Origin of the sequence: Streptomyces spinosisporus (assembly GCF_022698145.1) — a bacterium.
Lineage (GTDB): Bacteria > Actinomycetota > Actinomycetes > Streptomycetales > Streptomycetaceae > Streptomyces > Streptomyces spinosisporus.
This window is the reverse complement of sequence record NZ_JALDAX010000020.1, coordinates 52052-70152: the sequence shown is the minus strand read 5'-3', so window position 1 is coordinate 70152 and position 18101 is coordinate 52052. Positions and strand designations below refer to the sequence as shown.

Sequence of the window (18101 nt, the reverse complement as noted above, 5' to 3'; positions counted from 1 at the left end):
ACCCGGCCCCCACCGGGTTCGAGCGCCCCCCTTATCACAACGTGCTCGGGGCACGAATGTAGCGCACGCGGAGGTTGTGTGTTGGCCACGTGTCAGTAGATGGACCGAACGAGGGCCTCGTCGATGGCTGGAATCCATCCCTCGGGGGGCCTTCTCAGCCACCCTTCCCCGTCCGAGAGCTCGCGTGCCGCCCGTCGAAGCGCGTCGAATTGCAGGTGCACCAGCCCCTTACGCCACACAAGGGACACCGGTGACAAAGGCACAGGCTCGGCCAATGGGCGCAGGACCGTTCTGGGCATGACCGGAAAATCCACCACGGCGAGGATCGGGTTCCGCAGCTTGGCCATGATCCGCCGGAACTCCTCGTCCCCCACCGCCAGCGGCACAGGTGACGCGATTTCGATGTCATGTCCACCAAAAACACGACGGGCCAGATCGACCCACTCCGCCGACCCTCGGGCAGCACCACCATCGGCTCGCGGCACGCGTGAAGACGCGAGGACGACCCCCGCCTGCTGCGGGACTTCGTCGCCGTCGCCGAGGAGCTGCACACCCCCGAACCCCCACCAGAACCCCACCCCCGCACAGCAATTCCCGTCCGATGCATTGACGGGCCCCCGGCCCGCACCTACCTTCGCCCGTCGAAGCGCTTCGACGTCACGCATCGAATCGATTCGACGGAGGGCACGGTCGCCGCGTGGCGCCCCGATTTTCCGCCCGGCTCTCCTGGAGGCAGGGATGTTGACGGCACGAAGGCGTGTGATGACTGTCACGGCCGCGGTCCTGGGAGGAGCGCTGCTCGCGACCGCTTGCGGTGGTTCGGGCGACGACTCGTCCTCCGACGCCAAGACGCTCAGGCTCTGGCACTACGAGGGCCCCGACAGCGCGATGGGTGTGGCCTGGAACGAGGCGATCAAGGAGTTCGAGGCGTCACATCCGGGCGTCAAGGTGAAGTTCGAGGAGAAGGGCTTCGAACAGATCCAGAAGACCGCGCCCATGATCCTCAACTCCTCCGACGCGCCCGACCTCATGGAGTACAACAAGGGCAACGCGACCGCGGGCCAGCTCTCCAAGCAGGGCCTGCTGACCGATCTGAGCGCCGAGGCCGCCAAGCGCGGCTGGGACAAGAAGCTGAGCGCGGGCGTCGCCACGACCAGCCGGTACGACACCGACGGGGTCATGGGCTCCGGCAAGTGGTACGGCGTGACCGACTACGCCGAGTACACGATGGTCTATTACAACAAGGACCTCTTCAAGAAGTACAAGATCGCCGAACCGAAGACGTTCGACCAGCTCACGGCCGCGATGGACGCCTTCGTGAAGAAGGGCGTCACCCCGCTCGCCAACGCCGGCGCCGAGTACATGGCGCAGCAGTACCTCTACCAGCTCGCCCTCTCCAAGGCCGACCGCTCGTGGGTCGACGCATACGAGCTGTACAAGGGCAAACCCGACTTCCACGACCCGGCCTGGACGTACGCCGCCGACACCTTCGCCGACTGGGTGAAGAAGGGCTACATCAGCAAGAAGTCCACCAGCACCAAGGCCGAGGACGCGGGCGTCTCCTGGATCCAGGGCAAGGCACCGATCCTGTTCTCCGGCAGCTGGTGGTACGGCCGCTTCCAGTCGGAGGCGAAGTTCGACTGGGACACCACCCTGTGGCCCGGCTCCGATCTGACCCTGGGCTCGGGCGGCAACCTCTGGGTGGCCCCCAAGAACGCCAAGAACAAGGACCTCGCCTACGACTTCATCGACATCACCCTGTCGAAGAAGATCCAGAACCTGCTCGGCAACAAGGGCGGCATCCCGATCGCCGCCGACACGAGCGCCATCACGGACCCGAAGTCCAAGAAGCTGATCACCGACTTCAACACGGTCAGCCAGAGGGACGGACTCGCCTTCTACCCGGACTGGCCGATCAACGGCTTCTACGACGTCCTCGTCTCCGAGACCCAGAAGCTGATGACGGGCAACGCCAAACCGGACGGCTATCTCGACGCCCTTCAGCAGGCCTACGACAAGGACGCACCGAAGCAATGACGGTGACCGTCGAACGGGGCGCGCGGGCCGTCGGCAAGTACCGGCAGCCCGGCCCGCGCAGCCCCCGTACCCGCGATTCGTACGCCCTCTTCCTGCTCCCGGGCATCCTCGCGTTCCTGGCGATCGTCGTCGTGCCGTTCCTGATGAACACGGGCGTGAGCTTCACCGAGTGGCAGGGAGTCGGCAGCCCGAAGTGGACCGGGCTCGCCAACTACCGCGAGCTGATGGACGACTCGGAGTTCTGGGCGTCGTTCCGGCACAGCCTGTTCATGGTGGTCGCCATGGCGGCCGTACCGACCGTCATCGGTCTCGTGCTGGCCGCCGCCCTGTTCGACTACATCGGCAGGCACTTCGGCTCCCGCTGGGCCGCGGTCCTGCGCGCCTGCTTCTATCTCCCGCAGGTGCTGCCGATCGCGGTCGCCGGCATCGTCTGGAGCTGGATCCTCGCGCCGGACAACGGCTCGCTCAACGAGCTGCTGAAGGCGGTGGGCCTGGGCTCCTGGCAGCAGGACTGGCTCGGCGACCCCGACATCGCGCCGTACAGCGTGATGGGCGTGATGGTCTGGGTGCAGATCGGCTTTCCGCTGGTCGTCTTCATGGCCGGACTGCAGCGTGTGGACCCGCAGTTGCACGAGGCGGCCGAGCTGGACGGGGCCGGCTGGTGGCGCCGCTTCTGGCACGTCACGCTGCCGCAGATCCGCCCGGAGATCTATGTCGTCCTCACCTGGTGCACGATCGCCGCGCTGAAGGTGTTCGGCGCGGTGTACGTCCTGACCAAGGGCGGCCCGGGCGGCGCCACCGACGTGCCCTCCTACTTCTCCTTCTCCACCTTCTTCGAGAAGACCCAGGTCGGCTACGGCGCCGCGATCTCCACGATCCTCACCGTGATCATCCTGGTCCTCTCCCTGATCGGCCTGAAGCTGCAGACGCGCTCCGAGGACGCGGACGAAGGGATACGGACATGACCGCTGCCCTGCGCCGCTACCCGGTGCTCATCGCCCTGTGCATCGCGGCCCTGTTCATGGTCGTGCCGTTCCTGATCGTCGCCGTCAACGCGGTCAAGTCACCGTCCGAGTACGCGCAGAACGGCCCGCTCAGCCTCCCCGACGGCCTGTATCTGGACGGCTTGAAGGACTTCTGGCAGCGGGTCGACTACAGCCAGAAGCTCGTCAACTCCGTCCTGATCAGCGGCTCGGTGGCGATCCTCGCGGCCGTCCTGTCGGTCCTGAACGCGTACGCGATCGGCATCGGCAGGGTCAAGGGCCGCACCTGGGTCCTCGCCTTCTTCGTCCTCGCGAACATGCTCCCGCAGGAGGCGCTGGTCTACCCGATCTACTACCTGAGCAAGCAAGTGGGCCTGTACGACACCAGGTTGAGCGTGATCATCGTCTTCACGGTGATCCAGGCGGCCTTCGGCACCTATCTGCTCTCCTCGGTCCTCGGCCGCTTCCCGCGCGAGATCATCGAGGCGGCCCGTATCGACGGGGCGAACAAGTGGCAGGTGCTGTGGCGGATCGTCGTCCCGGTCAGCCGGCCCACGATCGGCGTGCTGCTGGTCTTCTTCTTCATCTGGACCTGGAACGAGTTCCTGCTCCCCCTGGTCATGCTGATCTCCAACGACAACCAGACGGTGTCGGTGGCCCTCGGCGTCCTCCAGGGCCAGCGGCTGATGGACGCCACGATGACCAACGCGGCGGCCCTGCTCGGCGTGCTCCCCGCGATCGTCTTCTTCCTCGTCTTCCAGCGGACCCTCACCCGCGGCATCGCCGTGGGTGCCGTCAAGTAAGGACTCCCCACGTGAAGTTCACCGATGGTTACTGGCTGCTGCGCGAGGGCGTCACCGCGGCCCACCCGGTCGAGGTCCTCGACGTCGAGGCCATGGACGGCACGCTGGAGATCCACGCACCGACCCAGCCCATCCGCCACCGCGGCGACCTGTTGAAGGGACCGGTCGTGACGATCAGCGCGAGCGCCCCGATGCCCGACGTCATCGGGGTCACCTTCACCCACTTCGAGGGCGAACAGCCCCGCGGCCCCGAATTCGACGTCACCGGACAGGAGTTCTCGCCCCACATCTCCTACGACGAGGAACACGCGACCCTCACCTCTGGTGCGCTGTCCCTGAAGCTGGCCCGCTCCGGCAGCTGGCACCTGGACTTCCTCGCGCACGGCCGCACCCTCACCTCCAGCGGTCCCAAGGGCATGGGCATCATGCGTAATGCCGCCACCGGCGCCCACTATCTGCGCGAGCAGCTCGGCCTGACGGTCGGCACCTCCGTCTACGGCCTCGGCGAACGCTTCGGCCCGCTGGTCAAGAACGGCCAGGTCGTCGACATCTGGAACGCCGACGGCGGCACGGCCACCGAACAGGCCTACAAGAACGTCCCCTTCTATCTGACGGACGCGGGCTACGGCGTCTTCGTCGACCACCCCGGAAAGGTCTCCTTCGAGGTCGGCTCGGAGGCGGTCTCCAGGGTCCAGTTCAGCGCCGAGACACAGGAGTTGACGTACTACGTCATCTACGGCCCGACCCCGAAGGACATCATCCGCAAGTACACGGCGCTCACCGGCCGCCCGGCCCTGCCGCCCGCCTGGTCGTTCGGCCTGTGGCTGTCGACGTCCTTCACGACGTCGTACGACGAGGAGACGGTGACCTCGTTCATCGAGGGCATGCGGGAGCGTGAACTGCCGCTGTCCGTCTTCCACTTCGACTGCTTCTGGATGCGCGAGTTCAACTGGTGCGACTTCCAGTGGGACCCGCGGGTCTTCCCCGACCCCGCGGGCATGCTGTCCCGGCTGCACGAACGGGATCTGCGCGTGTGCGTGTGGATCAACCCCTACATCGCCCAGCGCTCACCGCTGTTCGCGGAGGGCAAGGCGCTCGGGCATCTGCTCAGACGGCCGGACGGCAGCGTCTGGCAGTGGGACATGTGGCAGCCGGGCATGGCCCTGGTCGACTTCACCAGCCCCGCCGCCCGCGACTGGTACGCGTCCAAGCTGGAGGCGCTGCTCGCGCAGGGCGTCGACTGCTTCAAGACCGACTTCGGCGAGCGGGTGCCCACCGACGTGGCGTGGTCCGACGGCTCCGACCCGGAGCGGATGCACAACTACTACACGTACCTCTACAACCGCACCGTCTTCGACGTGCTGCGCAAGCACCGCGGCGAGGGCGAGGCCGTCCTCTTCGCCCGTTCGGCGACCAGCGGCAGCCAGAAGTTCCCGGTGCACTGGGGCGGTGACTGCGAGGCGACGTACGAGTCGATGGCCGAGTCGCTGCGCGGCGGGCTCTCGCTCGGCCTGTCCGGCTTCGGCTACTGGAGCCACGACATCGGCGGCTTCGAGGGCACCCCGACCCCGGCGCTGTTCAAGCGCTGGATCGCCTTCGGCCTGCTGTCCTCGCACAGCAGGCTGCACGGCTCCTCCTCCTACCGCGTGCCCTGGCTCTTCGACGAGGAGTCCGTGGACGTGCTGCGGCTGTTCACCCGGCTGAAGCTGAGCCTGATGCCGTATCTGTACGAGGCCGCGCGCACCGCCCACGCCGAGGGCCTGCCGATGATGCGGGCGATGGTCCTGGAGTTCCCGGACGATCCCGGGTGCGCGCATCTGGAGCGGCAGTACATGCTGGGCCCGGACCTGCTGGTCGCGCCCGTCTTCGACGACGAGGGAGACGTGTCCTACTACGTGCCCGAGGGCACCTGGACGCACTTCCTGAGCGGGCGGACGGTGACTGGTCCGCGCTGGGTGCGCGAGCGGCACGGGTTCCTGAGCGTGCCGCTGCTGGTCAGGCCGGGTGCGGTGATCCCGGTCGGCGCGGTGCAGGACCGGCCCGACTACGACCTCGCGGACGGCGTGACGCTGCGGGTGTACGGCCTGGAGCGGGGTCGGCAGGTGACGGTCCCGGTCGGCGACGTCACCTTCACCGTCGTACGGGAAGGGGACACCCTGCGCGCCACGTGCAGTGATCCGGCGGCGGCCTGGGCGCTGGCGGCCGGGGAGCGGACGGCGCGGGCGCAGGCGGGCACCGGGTTCCTCTCGCTGGAGCTGGGCTGATGGTGAAGATCACCGATGTGGCGCGGCACGCCGGGGTCTCCCCCAGCACCGTCTCCTACGCGCTCAGCGGCAAGCGCCCGATCTCCGAGGAGACCCGGCGCCGGGTGGAGGAGGCCATCCGTGAGCTGGGCTACCGGCCGCACGCGGGCGCCCGGGCCCTGGCCAGCAGCCGCTCGAACGTCCTGGCCCTCGTGATCCCGCTCCGGGCCGGCATCCATGTCCCGGTCGTGATGCGGTTCGCGGTGTCGGTGGTGACGACGGCCCGCCGCTACGACCACGACGTCCTGCTCCTCACCCAGGAGGAGGGCGACGACGGTCTGCGCCGGGTCGCGGACACGGCGCTGGTGGACGCGCTGATCGTGATGGACGTCCAACTGCACGATCCCCGGCTGCCGTTGCTGCGCTCGCTGGAGCGGCCGTCGGTGATGATCGGCTTCCCGGCCGACTCCGCGGGCCTGACCTGCATCGACCTCGACTTCAAGGCGGCCGGCGAGGTGTGCGTGGAGCATCTGGCGCGGCTCGGGCACCGGGTGGTCGCGCTGGTCGGCTCGCCGCCGGAGGTGTATGTGCGGCGGACCGCGTTCGCCCAGCGGGTGGTCCAGGGCTTCACCGCGGCCGCGGACCGCAGCGGCCTCGCCTCCTCCGTGCACCCCTGCGAGGCCTCGCCCGCGGCCGCCCGTCTGGTCGCCGAGCAACTGCTGCGCGAACAGCCCGCGTTGACCGGGGTCGTCGTCCACAACGAGCCGCTCCTGGAGCCGTTGATCGACGCCTTCGAGCAGCTGGGGCTGCGGGTGCCCGGCGACCTCTCCGTCACCGCCATCTGCCCGGACGAACTCGCCGAGTCCGTCCGGGTTCCCGTCACCTCCGTCGCCCTGCCGTCCGCGGAGGTGGGCGAGCAGGCGGTGCAGCTGCTGATGAAGAAGCTGGGCGGCGACGCCGTGCCCGAGGCGACGCTGCTGCCGCCCAGGATGACGGAACGGGCGAGCACGGCGCCGCGGACTACGAGTTGAGCCCCCACGCCTGCCCGAGCCGGTGGGCGGCGCACAGGTTCACATCGAGGATGTAGGCCCCGGCGGTCCCGCACTGCTCGCTGCCGCTGCCGGGGTCGACGGGCTGCCCGTGTCCCATCCCGGTGATGCTGTACGTCTCGACGACCGGGTTCCCGCTGGCGTTCCTGTAGATCTGGTGCGGATATCCGGCCACGGTGTCACTGACGTCGACGCTCTGGTCGGCGCCCTGCACATCGGTCCACTGCTTCATCAGGTCGGTCATGTTGACGGGCTTGACGGTGTAGTCGGCGGTGCCCTGGAAGACGGTCAGGGTGGGCCAGGGGCCGGTGTAGCCGGGGCGGGCGGCCCGCACCCGGTCGCCCCACTGCCGCGCCGTCTGCGTGGCACCGACGTACATGCACACGTACGGCGACCCGGCGGCCTGCGCGCATCCGTACGGCAGCCCGGCGACGACCCCTCCGGCCGCGAACTTCTCGGGGTAGGCGGCCATCATCACGGCGGTCATGGCGCCGCCGGCGGACAGCCCGGTGACGTAGGCGCGCGAGGCGTCGCCGCCGGTGTCGGCGAGCTGACGGTCCAGCATCTGCGCGATGCTCGCGGCCTCGCCCTGGCCGCGCGCGATGTCCCCGCTCTGGAACCAGTCGAAGCAGTTCGATGCGTTGTTGGCGCTCTGCTGCTGCGGCAGCACGACGGAGAACTTCCACCGGTCGGCGAGCTGGGTCCACCCGCTGCCGCTGCCGTATCCGGCGGCGCCCTGGGTGCAGCCGTGCAGCGCGACGACGACGGGCCGTCCGGTCGGCAGTCCGTCGGGCACGTAGCGGAACATCCGCAGCGCACCCGGGTTGGATCCGAACCCGGTGACCTCCTGGAGGGAGGCGGCGTGCGCCCGGCCCGGCACGACGAAGGAGAGCAGGGCGACCAGGAAGGTCACCAGCAGGGCGATACGGCGGCTTGCGGCTCTGGTCTGTGTCATGGGGAGGGACCGTAGAAGCGTGAACCAGTCGCCGATATAGAGGCGGAACCCATAAAAACAGCGAGGACCCAGTGGTCCGTGACCACCGGGTCCTCGCTTGGAAAACATGGAGATTGTGGAGATGGCGGGAATCGAACCCGCGTCCAACGGTGCGGAATCAGGGCTTCTCCGTGTGCAGTTCGCTGTGATTTTCTCGGCCCCGGCGATCACGCGAACAAGTCGCCGACGGGCCCAGTCACTGTTTGATTTCCCACCGAACCCCGTGACCGGGCTCGATGGTTTAGTTCCCTAGCTTATGCCAGGGTCCGGGTCGGGAACATCCCCGGTCTGACACCCGTTAGGGCCTTCACTCACTGCTTATCAGGCAGCGAGGGCGAAGGCGCGGGAATCGCTCTTGGTATTGGCGATTATTTTTTGCGACATATGGTTAACGAGATCATTGCCGCTTCCTCGACACGCTTCCCCTGCTTCGACAGCCGCTGTCGAAACCGATCATCCCCATGTTGTGTTTTCAATCCCTCCGCAGAGGGCCCCTCCGAGGAGGGCGCGCACCCGCTGTGAGGTGCGATGCCATCGTACGTGAACAACAGGCGACGATGCCACCGTATTCCCGCGCCTAGACGCCCCGCTGCCTGCGCCGGGCCGCCGCGATCGCGCGGTCCGACTCCCGCCGGTCCTGCTGCTCGCGCAGGGTCTGGCGCTTGTCGTACTCCTTCTTGCCTCGCGCGAGCGCGATCTCGGCCTTCGCGCGCCCGTCCTTGAAGTACAGGGCGAGGGGCACGATCGTGTGGCCCGTCTCCTGGGTCTTGGCCGCCAGCTTGTCGATCTCCTCGCGGTGCAGCAGCAGCTTGCGCTTGCGGCGCGCGGAGTGGTTGGTCCAGCTGCCCTGGTGGTACTCCGGGATGTGGGCGTTGTGCAGCCACGCCTCGCCCCGGTCGATCTGGACGAAGCCGTCGGTCAGCGAGGTCTGCCCCTCACGCAGCGACTTGACCTCGGTGCCGGTGAGCACGAGACCCGCCTCGTAGGTGTCGACGATCGCGTAGTCGTGCCGGGCCTTCTTGTTCTGGGCGACGATCTTGCGCTTGCCGCCCTTCTCGCCGTCCCTGGCCTTGGCCGCCGACCCGCCCTGCTTGGGCTGGGACTCCTTCGGTACGTACATTCCCTTGCTCATAGTGCTGTCCATTTTCGCACTACGAAGGGGGGTGCGGGCCAGCCCTTAATCGGCGTCGCCCACTCCGGCGAGCACCGTCTCGGCCCGCTCGACGGCCGCCTCGCCCGGTGCGGCGACGTCCAGGTCCGGGGTGATGCCGTGGCCGTCGACGCTGCGGCCGGAGGGAGTGCGGTAGTGCCCGACGGTCAGCTCGGCGACAGAGCCCCCCGGCAGCCGGCTCGGCATCTGCACGGAGCCCTTGCCGAAGGTGCGGGAACCCACGACGACCGCACGGCCGCGATCCTGGAGGGCTCCGGTGAGCAGTTCGGCCGCGCTCATCGTGCCGCCGTCGACGAGCGCGACCAGGGGTCTGGTGGTGTCGGCGCCGGGGTCGGCGTGCAGCGCCTGCTGCTTGCCGTCGACGTCGTAGGTGGCGACGAGGCCGCCGTCCAGGAAGGCGGAGGCGGTCGTCACGGCCTCGGTGACCAGGCCGCCGGAGTTGCCGCGCAGGTCGAGGATGATGCCGGCCCCGACCGGGGCCTGCCGCACGGCGGTGCGGACGACGTCGCCGGAGCCCTTGGTGAACGCGGCGATTCTGATGACGGTGATCCCGCCGGCAAGCCTTCGGACACTGACCGAGTGTGTGGACAGCCGGGCCCGGTGCAGGGTCTTCGTCCACGCGTGCGTGCCGCGTCCGAGGCCGAGGCGGACCGCCGTGCCGGCGGAGGCGTCCTTGTCGTCGCCGCGCAGCAGGGAGACGACCTCGGTGACGGGCTTGCCGTCGACCGTCTCGCCGTCGATGCTGCGCAGCCGGTCGCCCGCGCGGATCCCGGCGCCGGCCGCGGGCGAGCCGTCGGCCACCTTGGTCACCTCGATACGGCCGTCCCGCTCGCGCCGCGCCCACAGTCCGACGCCGGTGTACTGGCCGTCGAGGGCTTCCTCGAACTCCTCGTACTCGCCCTCGGAGTAGACGGCGCCCCAGCGGTCACCGCTGCGGCTGACGGCGCGTTCGGCAGCCTCCATGGGGGACTTGCCGTCGGCCATGGCCTCCTCGGCCGCCCTGGCCACGTCCTCGTGATGACCGGCGGGCACGGCCGAACGCGCTTCGCCCGCCGCGGACTTCCGGCCGGACTCGGGAAAGGAGCCGGTCGCCGCGCCGGCGACCAGCACGCTCGCGAAGACCAATGTCAGGGCGGCCCCGCGGCGGATGCGGCGGGGCTGGCAGAACAGGTCACGACCTGACATGCCGGTGAGTCTAGGACAACGCGAAGGGCCGTACGGCCGGTTGACCGTACGGCCCCCTTGGCATGTGTCACACCTTCAGGTACTTGCGCAACGCGAAGAACGCGGCCAGCGCGGGCATCAGCAGACTCGTGGCGAGGATGAGCGGCAGTTTGGTCAGCACGGCGTCCCAGCCGATGAAGTTGATCAGATTCAGCTTGTGGGACAGATCCAGGCCGTGGTCGATGATGAAATACCGGGCGACCACCAGGAATCCACAGGCGACGCCTCCCCCGATGAGCCCGGCGACCGCCGCCTCCATGATGAACGGCGCCTGGATGTAGAAGCCCGAGGCACCGACCAGGCGCATGATCCCGGTCTCGCGCCGCCGGCTGAACGCCGAGACGCGCACGGTGTTGACGATCAGCATCAGCGCGACGACGAGCATCAGCGCCATGACGGCACGGGCCGCCCAGTTCATGCCGTTCAGCAGCCCGAAGAGGTTGTCGAGGATGCCCTTTTGGTCCTGCACGGACTGCACACCGTCGCGCCCGTCGAAGGCGGTCGCGATGACCTGGTACTTCTGCGGGTCCTTCAGCTTGATCCGGTACGACTCCTGCATCTGGTCCGGCGTGAGGGAGCTGGCCAGCGGCGAGTCACCGAACTGCTGCTTGTAGTGCTTGTAGGCCTCGTCCTGCGACTCGTAGGTCACCTTCTCCACGACCGACGACATCTTGTCCAGGTCGGACATGATGTCCTTCTTCTGGTCGTCGGTGACCGCGCCCTTGGCGCAGTTGGGGTCCGACTCGGCGTCGCTCTTGTTGCACAGGAAGATCGAGACGTTGACCTTGTCGTACCAGTAGCCCTTCATCGTGCTGACCTGGTCGCTCATCAGGAGCGACCCGCCGAACAGGGCGAGCGACAGGGCGACGGAGACGATCACCGCGAAGGTCATCGTCAGATTGCGGCGGAGACCGACACTGATCTCGGAGACTACGAACTGGGCGCGCATGGCGTCTTCTTCAGGCCTTTCCGTGGACGGTCGCGGTCAGTGCTGGTAGCCGTAGACGCCACGTGCCTGGTCGCGGACGAGGCGGCCCTTCTCCAGCTCGATGACGCGCTTGCGCATCTGGTCCACGATGTTCTGGTCGTGCGTCGCCATCACCACGGTGGTGCCGGTCCGGTTGATCCGGTCGAGCAGCTTCATGATGCCGACGGAGGTCTGCGGGTCGAGGTTTCCGGTGGGTTCGTCCGCGATGAGCAGTTTCGGCCGGTTCACGAAGGCGCGCGCGATGGCCACGCGCTGCTGCTCACCACCGGAGAGCTCACCGGGCATCCGGTCGTCCTTGCCACCGAGACCGACGAGGTCGAGCACCTGCGGCACGGACTTGCGGATCTCGCCGCGCGACTTGCCGATCACCTCCTGCGCGAAGGCGACGTTCTCCGCCACCGTCTTGTTCGGCAGGAGCCGGAAGTCCTGGAACACCGTCCCCAACTGGCGCCGCATGTGCGGCACCTTCCAGTTGGAGAGGCGCGCGAGGTCCTTGCCCAGGACGTGCACCTGACCGTGACTGGCCCGCTCCTCGCGCAGGATCAGCCGCAGGAAGGTGGACTTTCCGGAGCCGGAGGACCCCACGAGAAACACGAACTCGCCCTTCTCCACTTCCAGGGAGACATCCCTGAGTGCGGGACGGGTCTGCTTGGGGTAGACCTTGGAGACGTTGTCGAATCGGATCACGGATGCACCACGGGTCGCCGGGGGTAGGTGAGCGTGACCATACGCGAGTCGGGTGTACGACCGCAGTCGCCGGTGAGGGTTGCGTAAGACTTGTGCCTTTTGTACCGCCGGTGTCTTCACGGATGACCCTGCGACGGCAGCCCTCGGGGGCGACCCCCGCGCGGCCTCGGGAGGAACCTGGCACAGTAGAGAGGGGAACGTTCGGCGACCCGCGAGCGTTTTCCGTGTAGAGGCGTTGTCAAGGAGGGCGAGCGCATGACGTACGACCGGCTGGTGTGCGCGAACTGCGCGGCGCCCGTGAGCGAGGGCCGGTGCCCCGTGTGCCGTGCGAACCGCCAGCGGCTGCAGCAGGAGAACTTCTTCGCGGGGCTGAACCCCATGGCGCTGATCGCACTGCTGGCGGTGCTGATCGCGGCGGTGGCGCTGCTGGCGCACCAGACCGCCTGAGGCGCGGCACAAGCACCCACAGACACACAGACGCCCGAGGGGCCCGGAGCGACTTCCCGCTCCGGGCCCCTCGTCGTACGTCGTCGCACACCGTGCGTGTGCGAGCGGCTACCGTCAGGCAGCCGCTCCGCCGCGGCCGTTGACCAGACGCGGCAGCATGCGGAAGCCGATGCCGCCGGCGATCATCGTCGCGGCGCCGACCAGCAGGAAGGCGGTCTGACCGGCACCGGTCTCGGCCAGCTGGGCGCCGTTGTCGTTGGGCTGCTGGGTGTCCGTGCCGGTGTCGGTGAGGGCCGAGGAGCCCTCCTCCTGCGCGGAGTCGCCGGAGCCGCCGTCGGGGCCGTTGTTGTTGCCGCCGTTGTTCCCGGTGCCGCTGCCGTCGGTCGGGGTCGCCGTGGTGGGCTCCTCGGTCGGCTGCGTCGGCTCCTCGGTGGGCTCGGTGGGCTCCTCCGTGGGCTCGGTCGGGTCGTCCGTCGGGTCGGTCGGCTCACCGGTCGGCGGGTCGGTCGGGATGTCGGTCGGCGGGTCCGTCGGGTCCGTGGGAATGCCGGTCGGCGGGTCCGTCGGGTCGTCGTCGCCCAGGCCGGTGTCGACGTTCACGGCGACGCCGCTGTTGTCGACGCTGACGCCGAGGTCCAGAGCGGAAGCGGCACCGGCGGCGGTCAGCGAAGCACCCGCGGCGATCACGGCACCCGCGGCGATCCGTGCGACACGGATCCGCGTCTTCTTGGTCATGTGGTTGCTACCCCCAGTAGCTGATCGTCAGTTGGGCGGCGCTCGGGGCCGTGATCGACGGAGACAGCTACGTGAAAGCCCCCCGGTTCACATGCGCCCCAGAGATACGCATGCCACGCTTCACCCTTCCCATTTTTCAAAGCATCGTCAAGGCCATTGCGTGCGCAATGTCCAACTACGTGCTCTATGCCGGGCATTGAAGCCTGTGAGTGTGATGTAAAACCCAGACATCGGGCATGCAAGCGGGCACACAAAAGGCAACTGCCGCCTCGGGGGCGGCAGTTGCCTTGTCGACAAACTTACTTCTCCTGCTGCTTGCGCCAGCGAATTCCGGCCTCCAGGAACCCGTCGATCTCGCCGTTGAACACGGCCTCGGGGTTTCCGACCTCGAACTCGGTGCGCAGGTCCTTGACCATCTGGTACGGGTGCAGGACGTACGAACGCATCTGGTTGCCCCAGGAGTTGCCGCCGTCGCCCTTGAGCGCGTCCATCTTGGCCTGCTCCTCCTGGCGGCGCCGCTCGAGCAGCTTGGCCTGGAGGACGTTCATCGCGGTCGCCTTGTTCTGGATCTGCGAGCGCTCGTTCTGACAGGAGACGACGATGCCGGTGGGCAGGTGGGTCAGGCGCACCGCGGAGTCGGTGGTGTTCACGCCCTGGCCGCCGGGGCCCGAGGAGCGGTAGACGTCCACGCGCAGCTCGGACTCGTCGATCTCGATGTGGTCGGTCTGCTCGACCACGGGCAGCACCTCGACACCCGCGAAGGAGGTCTGGCGGCGGCCCTGGTTGTCGAAGGGCGAGATGCGCACCAGCCGGTGGGTGCCCTGCTCGACGGAGAGGGTGCCGTAGGCGTAGGGGACCTGCACGGCGAAGGTGGTCGACTTGATGCCGGCCTCCTCGGCGTACGACGTCTCGTAGACCTCGGTCTTGTAGCCCTTCTGCTCCGCCCAGCGCAGATACATCCGCTGCAGCTTCTCGGCGAAGTCGGCGGCGTCGACGCCGCCCGCCTCGGCGCGGATGTTGACGAGCGCCTCACGGGCGTCGTACTCACCGCTCAGCAGCGTGCGGACCTCCATCTCGTCCAGCGCCTTGCGGACGGCCGCGAGCTCGGACTCGGCCTCGGCGCGGGTGTCCGGGTCGTCCTCCTCCTCGGCCATCTCGAAGAGCACGGCGAGATCGTCGATCCGCCCCCGCAGCGCCTCGGCCTTCCTGACCTCGGCCTGCAGATGGCTCAGCTTGCTGGTGATCTTCTGCGCCTCGTCCGGGTTGTCCCACAGGGACGGCGCGGCCGCCTGCTCCTCGAGCACGGCGATGTCTGCCCTCATCCTGTCGAGGTCCAGAACGGCCTCGATCGACTCCATGGTCGAGGAGAGGGACTTGAGCTCTTCGGATACATCGACGACTGCCACGCCCTCCAGCGTAACGGCTCCGCCGGTTAGGGCGTGTCGGGCCGCCGGTGACTCGGGTGCCGCCCGCTGCCCTCGTGGCCGTGAGCTGTCGTGGCCGTCGACCTGGGGGCTGCGCCCCCAGACCCCCGCTTCGGCCCTGGACGGGCCTCGTCCTCAAACGCCGGACGGGCTGACAGGACCGGCCCGGGCTGAAAGGGCGGACTGTCGGCCGGACTGTCACGGTGTAGCCGGGGCCGAGCTGCTTCTGTCCTGGGGGGTGGCGCCCGCGTCGTCGCCCGAGGTGGCCAGCCAGGTGCCCACGCCCGCTGCTGCCGCCAGGAGCAGGGCGGCGGCGCCCAGGGTCAGGCGGCGGCGTCGGGTGACGGCGCGGTGGCGGGCGGAGCCGGGGCGGGGGGCTCCGCTGGGGCGGGGGACGCGGGCCGTGCCGCGGGCGCCGCCGGCCAGTTCGTCGGGGGCCGGTACGCGCATCGAGGTGTGGGTGTCCCGGTTGGAGTCGGCCGGCTTGGCGCCCGGCACCAGGGGGACGGCACCCCGGCGCACCTGTTCGCGCTTCGGGGCCTCGGTCTGCCCGGCCGCCGTCTCCGGTTCGTCGCCCGGTTCCGTGTCGGGCTCGTCGACGTCCAGCGGTGGCATCCCGTCGACCAGCGGCAGCAGCTCGCGCAGCCGCCCGCCCAGCTCCGAGGCCCGCAGCCGCGAGGCCGGCGCCTTGGCCAGGTTCTGCACCAGGAGCTGCCACAGCTCGTCCGGGATGCCGGGCAGCGGCACCACGGTCTCCGTGACGTGCCGGCGCAGGACGGCACCGGGGTGCCCGCCGCCGAACGGCGTGAAGCCCGCCAGCAGCTCGTAGAGGACCGTGGCGAGCGCGTAGATGTCCACGGCCGCCCGCGGGGGCAGGCCCTCGACGATCTCCGGGGCGAGGTAGTCCGGCGTACCGATGATCTTCGTCGCGCGGGTGCGGCGCGGGGAGTCGATCAGCTTCGCGACCCCGAAGTCGGTGAGCAGCGCCGGGTGCGAGCCGCCCGGGCCGAGCGGGCCCTGCATGTCCAGCAGGACGTTCTCGGGCTTGACGTCCCGGTGCACGACGCCCGCCGCGTGCGCGGCCGCGAGCCCGTCCGCGACGTCGGCGACGATCGCCACGGCCGCCGCGGGAGCGAGGCGCCGCTCGCGCTCCAGGCGGGTGCGCAGGTCGGTGCCCCGTACGAGATCCATGACCAGCGCGAGGTCGTTGCCGTCCACCACCAGGTCGCGCACGGAGACGACGTTCGGGTGGTCGAGGCCGAGCAGCGCCGTGCGCTCCTGCACGAAGCGGCCGACGAGTTCCTGGTCGGACGCGAGGTCCTCGCGCAGCAGCTTGACGGCGACGGGTCCCTCGGGCCCCTCGCCCAGCCACACCGTGCCGGCGCTGCCGCGTCCCAGGATCTGGTTCGCGGTGTACCGGCTGCCGATCTTCCGTGCCAAGACTGCTCCTACCGACCCGACGCGTGTTAATCGCTAAAACTACGCGTCCGAGGAGCCAACCTTCACCGCCGAGACCGAAATCACCCGCCAGGTGTCGACAAATCACCAAGCTCGCGGCTCAGTTGCCGCCGCCGAGCTTCCCGACCCAGTCGCTCACGGTGTCGTACATGTGGGTCAGCTGCTGCCAGTAACCCCTGGTCGTGTGCAGCCAGTCCTGCAGCGGGCTCAGCTCCCAGACCAGCCAGCCGGCCACGAACAGGATGACGATCGTGAACAGGCAGCCCTTGAGGCAGCCGAGCCCGGGGATCTTCATCGGGTTCGCGCTGCGCTGCCGCGGCTGCCGCGGCTCGCGCGCGGGCTGCTGCGGGGGCGGTGCATAGCGCTGCGGCTGAGGCTGGGGCTGCGGGGGCGGCGCGTACCGCTGGGGCTGCTGCTGCGGCTGGCCGTAGCCCTGCGGCGGTCGCTGCTGCTGGGGCCGCTGCTGCGGCCTGGCGACCTGCCGCTGGGGGCGGCGGCGCAGCGGGTCCTCGTTCGGGTCGAGGTACTGCTGGACCTGCGTCTGTTCGTTGCGGTCGCGGGCGGCGCGCAGCTGGTTCTGCCAGGGGTGCGGCTGCTCGGGCCCCGGCTGCCCCTGGGGCATCGGCGGCATGACCGCGGTCGGGTCGGCCGCGCCGGTGCTGGGCAGCACGGCGGTGGGGTCGGCGGCGCCGGCCGGGCCCGGGTGGCCGGTGGTCGGCAGGACGTTCGTCGCGGCGTTCGGGTCGTAGCCGCCGCCGGTGTGCGGCAGGACCTGCGTCGGGTCGGCGGAGCCGGGGACCGCGGCGGGCGCCGGGTCGGGGGCGAGCAGTGCTCCCACGCCCTCGGCTGCGGCGATCTGCGCGGAGTTCGCGTGCACCCCGATGCCCTCGGCGACGACGCGCAGGCCGCGCGCGAGGTTCTCGGCGCTGGGTCGCTCGTCCGGGTTCTTGCGCAGACAGCGCTCTATGACCGTCCACAGCGGGTCGGGAACCGTCGAGGGGCGGCGCGGCTCGGCGCTCAGGTGCTGGTGCAGGACCTCCAGGGCGGAGCTCCCGGCGAACGGCGGGCGGCCGGTGACCAGCTCGTACAGCAGGATGCCGGCGCCGTAGATGTCGACGGCGGAGGTCTGGGGGCGGCCCTCGGCGCTCTCCGGCGCCACGTACGCGGGCGTGCCCACGAACTCCTGGGTCCGGGTCAGGCCCGGGGAGTCGGCGAGGCGGGCGATGCCGAAGTCGGTGAGCATCGGATGCATCTGGCCGCCCTGCTGCGCGAGCAGGACGTTGGCCGGCTTCAGGTCGCGGTGGACGACGCCGTCGGCGTGGCTGGCCGCGAGCGCGTCGGCGATCTGCGCGGTGAGCAGGGCGGCGGCCACCGGTGTGAAGGGGCCGTTCTCGCGCAGATAGCGGTGCAGGTCGGGGCCCTCCACGAGGTCCATGACCAGCGCCAGCAGATCGCCCTCGACCACCAGGTCGCGGACCCGGACGATGTTCGGGTGGGTCAGCCGCAGCAGGACGGAGCGCTCGCGCAGGAACCGCATCACGATGTCGGGATCGCTTGCGAGCTCCTCCTTGAGGACCTTGATCGCGACGGTCTCGCCGGGCTGACCGGCCACGGCGGCCTCGGCCCCCGCGGTCTCTCGCTGGCGGGCCCGCCAGACGGTGCCCGTGGCGCCGCGACCGAGCGGCTCCTCGAGCAGGTACTTGCTGCCTACCGGCCGCACGTCATGTGCTCCCTGCTGCTTGCTTACCGTTCCGACCCACTGTAGTGCCGCCGCGCGGGGCACCGACCTGACACCGTCCCAGCGTCTTACGTACACATCCCGGGACATGTTCGAAGGAAAGACGCTCGACCCGGTCCG

At 69.3% G+C, this 18101-nt stretch carries 15 protein-coding genes, 1 other RNA gene and 1 pseudogene; 6 read left to right on the top strand and 11 right to left on the bottom strand.

The window, feature by feature from the left end; all coding sequences use genetic code 11:
* Positions 1 to 92 precede the first annotated feature (92 nt).
* Positions 93 to 446: pseudogene (locus MQN93_RS36510) on the bottom strand (LysR family transcriptional regulator); the annotation flags it as partial.
* 292 nt (positions 447 to 738) lie between these two features.
* Between MQN93_RS36510 and MQN93_RS36505 the strand changes: the two are divergent.
* Genes MQN93_RS36505 through MQN93_RS36485 form a run of 5 tightly spaced genes read left to right on the top strand, consistent with a single transcriptional unit; the run spans position 739 to position 7097 of the window.
* A complete protein-coding gene (locus MQN93_RS36505; protein WP_242712912.1) occupies positions 739 to 2037 on the top strand; it encodes an ABC transporter substrate-binding protein in 1299 nt (432 codons plus the stop codon).
* Complete coding sequence (locus tag MQN93_RS36500) at positions 2034 to 3002, top strand: carbohydrate ABC transporter permease (RefSeq protein ID WP_242712911.1); 969 nt, start codon at positions 2034 to 2036, stop codon at positions 3000 to 3002. The genes MQN93_RS36505 and MQN93_RS36500 overlap by 4 nt, the downstream gene beginning before the upstream one ends.
* Complete coding sequence (locus MQN93_RS36495) at positions 2999 to 3823, top strand: carbohydrate ABC transporter permease (RefSeq protein WP_016438120.1); 825 nt, start codon at positions 2999 to 3001, stop codon at positions 3821 to 3823. The genes MQN93_RS36500 and MQN93_RS36495 overlap by 4 nt, the downstream gene beginning before the upstream one ends.
* Positions 3824 to 3834: 11 nt before the next feature.
* Positions 3835 to 6087 carry an alpha-xylosidase gene (yicI, locus tag MQN93_RS36490; protein ID WP_242712910.1) on the top strand — a complete coding sequence of 751 codons (2253 nt, stop codon included), beginning with the start codon at positions 3835 to 3837 and terminating at the stop codon, positions 6085 to 6087.
* A complete protein-coding gene (locus tag MQN93_RS36485; RefSeq protein WP_016438122.1) occupies positions 6087 to 7097 on the top strand; it encodes a LacI family DNA-binding transcriptional regulator in 1011 nt (336 codons plus the stop codon). The genes yicI and MQN93_RS36485 overlap by 1 nt, the downstream gene beginning before the upstream one ends.
* On the opposite strand, the gene MQN93_RS36480 is transcribed toward MQN93_RS36485, so the two are convergent.
* From MQN93_RS36480 to ftsE, 6 genes are all read right to left on the bottom strand, one after another.
* Positions 7087 to 8070 (bottom strand): extracellular catalytic domain type 1 short-chain-length polyhydroxyalkanoate depolymerase, encoded by a 984-nt coding sequence (locus tag MQN93_RS36480; protein ID WP_242712909.1) that lies wholly within the window; start codon positions 8068 to 8070, stop codon positions 7087 to 7089. The two genes, MQN93_RS36485 and MQN93_RS36480, sit on opposite strands and share 11 nt — an antisense overlap.
* A 113-nt stretch (positions 8071 to 8183) precedes the next feature.
* Positions 8184 to 8570, bottom strand: a transfer-messenger RNA (tmRNA) gene (gene ssrA, locus MQN93_RS36475).
* A 116-nt stretch (positions 8571 to 8686) separates the two neighbouring features.
* Complete coding sequence (gene smpB / locus MQN93_RS36470) at positions 8687 to 9229, bottom strand: SsrA-binding protein SmpB (protein WP_242712970.1); 543 nt, start codon at positions 9227 to 9229, stop codon at positions 8687 to 8689.
* 57 nt (positions 9230 to 9286) lie between these two features.
* A complete protein-coding gene (locus MQN93_RS36465) occupies positions 9287 to 10465 on the bottom strand; it encodes a S41 family peptidase (protein WP_242712908.1) in 1179 nt (392 codons plus the stop codon).
* A gap of 67 nt (positions 10466 to 10532) precedes the next feature.
* Positions 10533 to 11453, bottom strand: coding sequence for a permease-like cell division protein FtsX (gene ftsX, locus MQN93_RS36460; RefSeq protein WP_016438126.1), 921 nt, complete (start codon positions 11451 to 11453; stop codon positions 10533 to 10535).
* A gap of 36 nt (positions 11454 to 11489) precedes the next feature.
* Positions 11490 to 12179 carry a cell division ATP-binding protein FtsE gene (gene ftsE, locus MQN93_RS36455; RefSeq protein ID WP_016438127.1) on the bottom strand — a complete coding sequence of 230 codons (690 nt, stop codon included), beginning with the start codon at positions 12177 to 12179 and terminating at the stop codon, positions 11490 to 11492.
* Positions 12180 to 12434: 255 nt separating this feature from the next.
* Here ftsE and MQN93_RS36450 point away from each other — a divergent pair, with 255 nt between their 5' ends.
* On the top strand, positions 12435 to 12626 hold the full coding sequence (locus MQN93_RS36450; RefSeq protein WP_242712907.1) for a hypothetical protein: 192 nt from the start codon (positions 12435 to 12437) through the stop codon (positions 12624 to 12626).
* A gap of 114 nt (positions 12627 to 12740) precedes the next feature.
* On the opposite strand, the gene MQN93_RS36445 is transcribed toward MQN93_RS36450, so the two are convergent.
* From MQN93_RS36445 to MQN93_RS36430, 4 genes are all read right to left on the bottom strand, one after another.
* A complete protein-coding gene (locus MQN93_RS36445; protein WP_242712906.1) occupies positions 12741 to 13361 on the bottom strand; it encodes a hypothetical protein in 621 nt (206 codons plus the stop codon).
* 299 nt (positions 13362 to 13660) lie between these two features.
* Positions 13661 to 14767 carry a peptide chain release factor 2 gene (gene prfB / locus MQN93_RS36440; RefSeq protein ID WP_037783748.1) on the bottom strand — a complete coding sequence of 369 codons (1107 nt, stop codon included), beginning with the start codon at positions 14765 to 14767 and terminating at the stop codon, positions 13661 to 13663.
* Between the two features lie 216 nt (positions 14768 to 14983).
* Positions 14984 to 16225, bottom strand: coding sequence for a serine/threonine-protein kinase (locus MQN93_RS36435; protein ID WP_016438131.1), 1242 nt, complete (start codon positions 16223 to 16225; stop codon positions 14984 to 14986).
* Between the two features lie 118 nt (positions 16226 to 16343).
* Positions 16344 to 17963 carry a serine/threonine-protein kinase gene (locus MQN93_RS36430; protein WP_242712905.1) on the bottom strand — a complete coding sequence of 540 codons (1620 nt, stop codon included), beginning with the start codon at positions 17961 to 17963 and terminating at the stop codon, positions 16344 to 16346.
* Positions 17964 to 18101 lie beyond the last annotated feature (138 nt).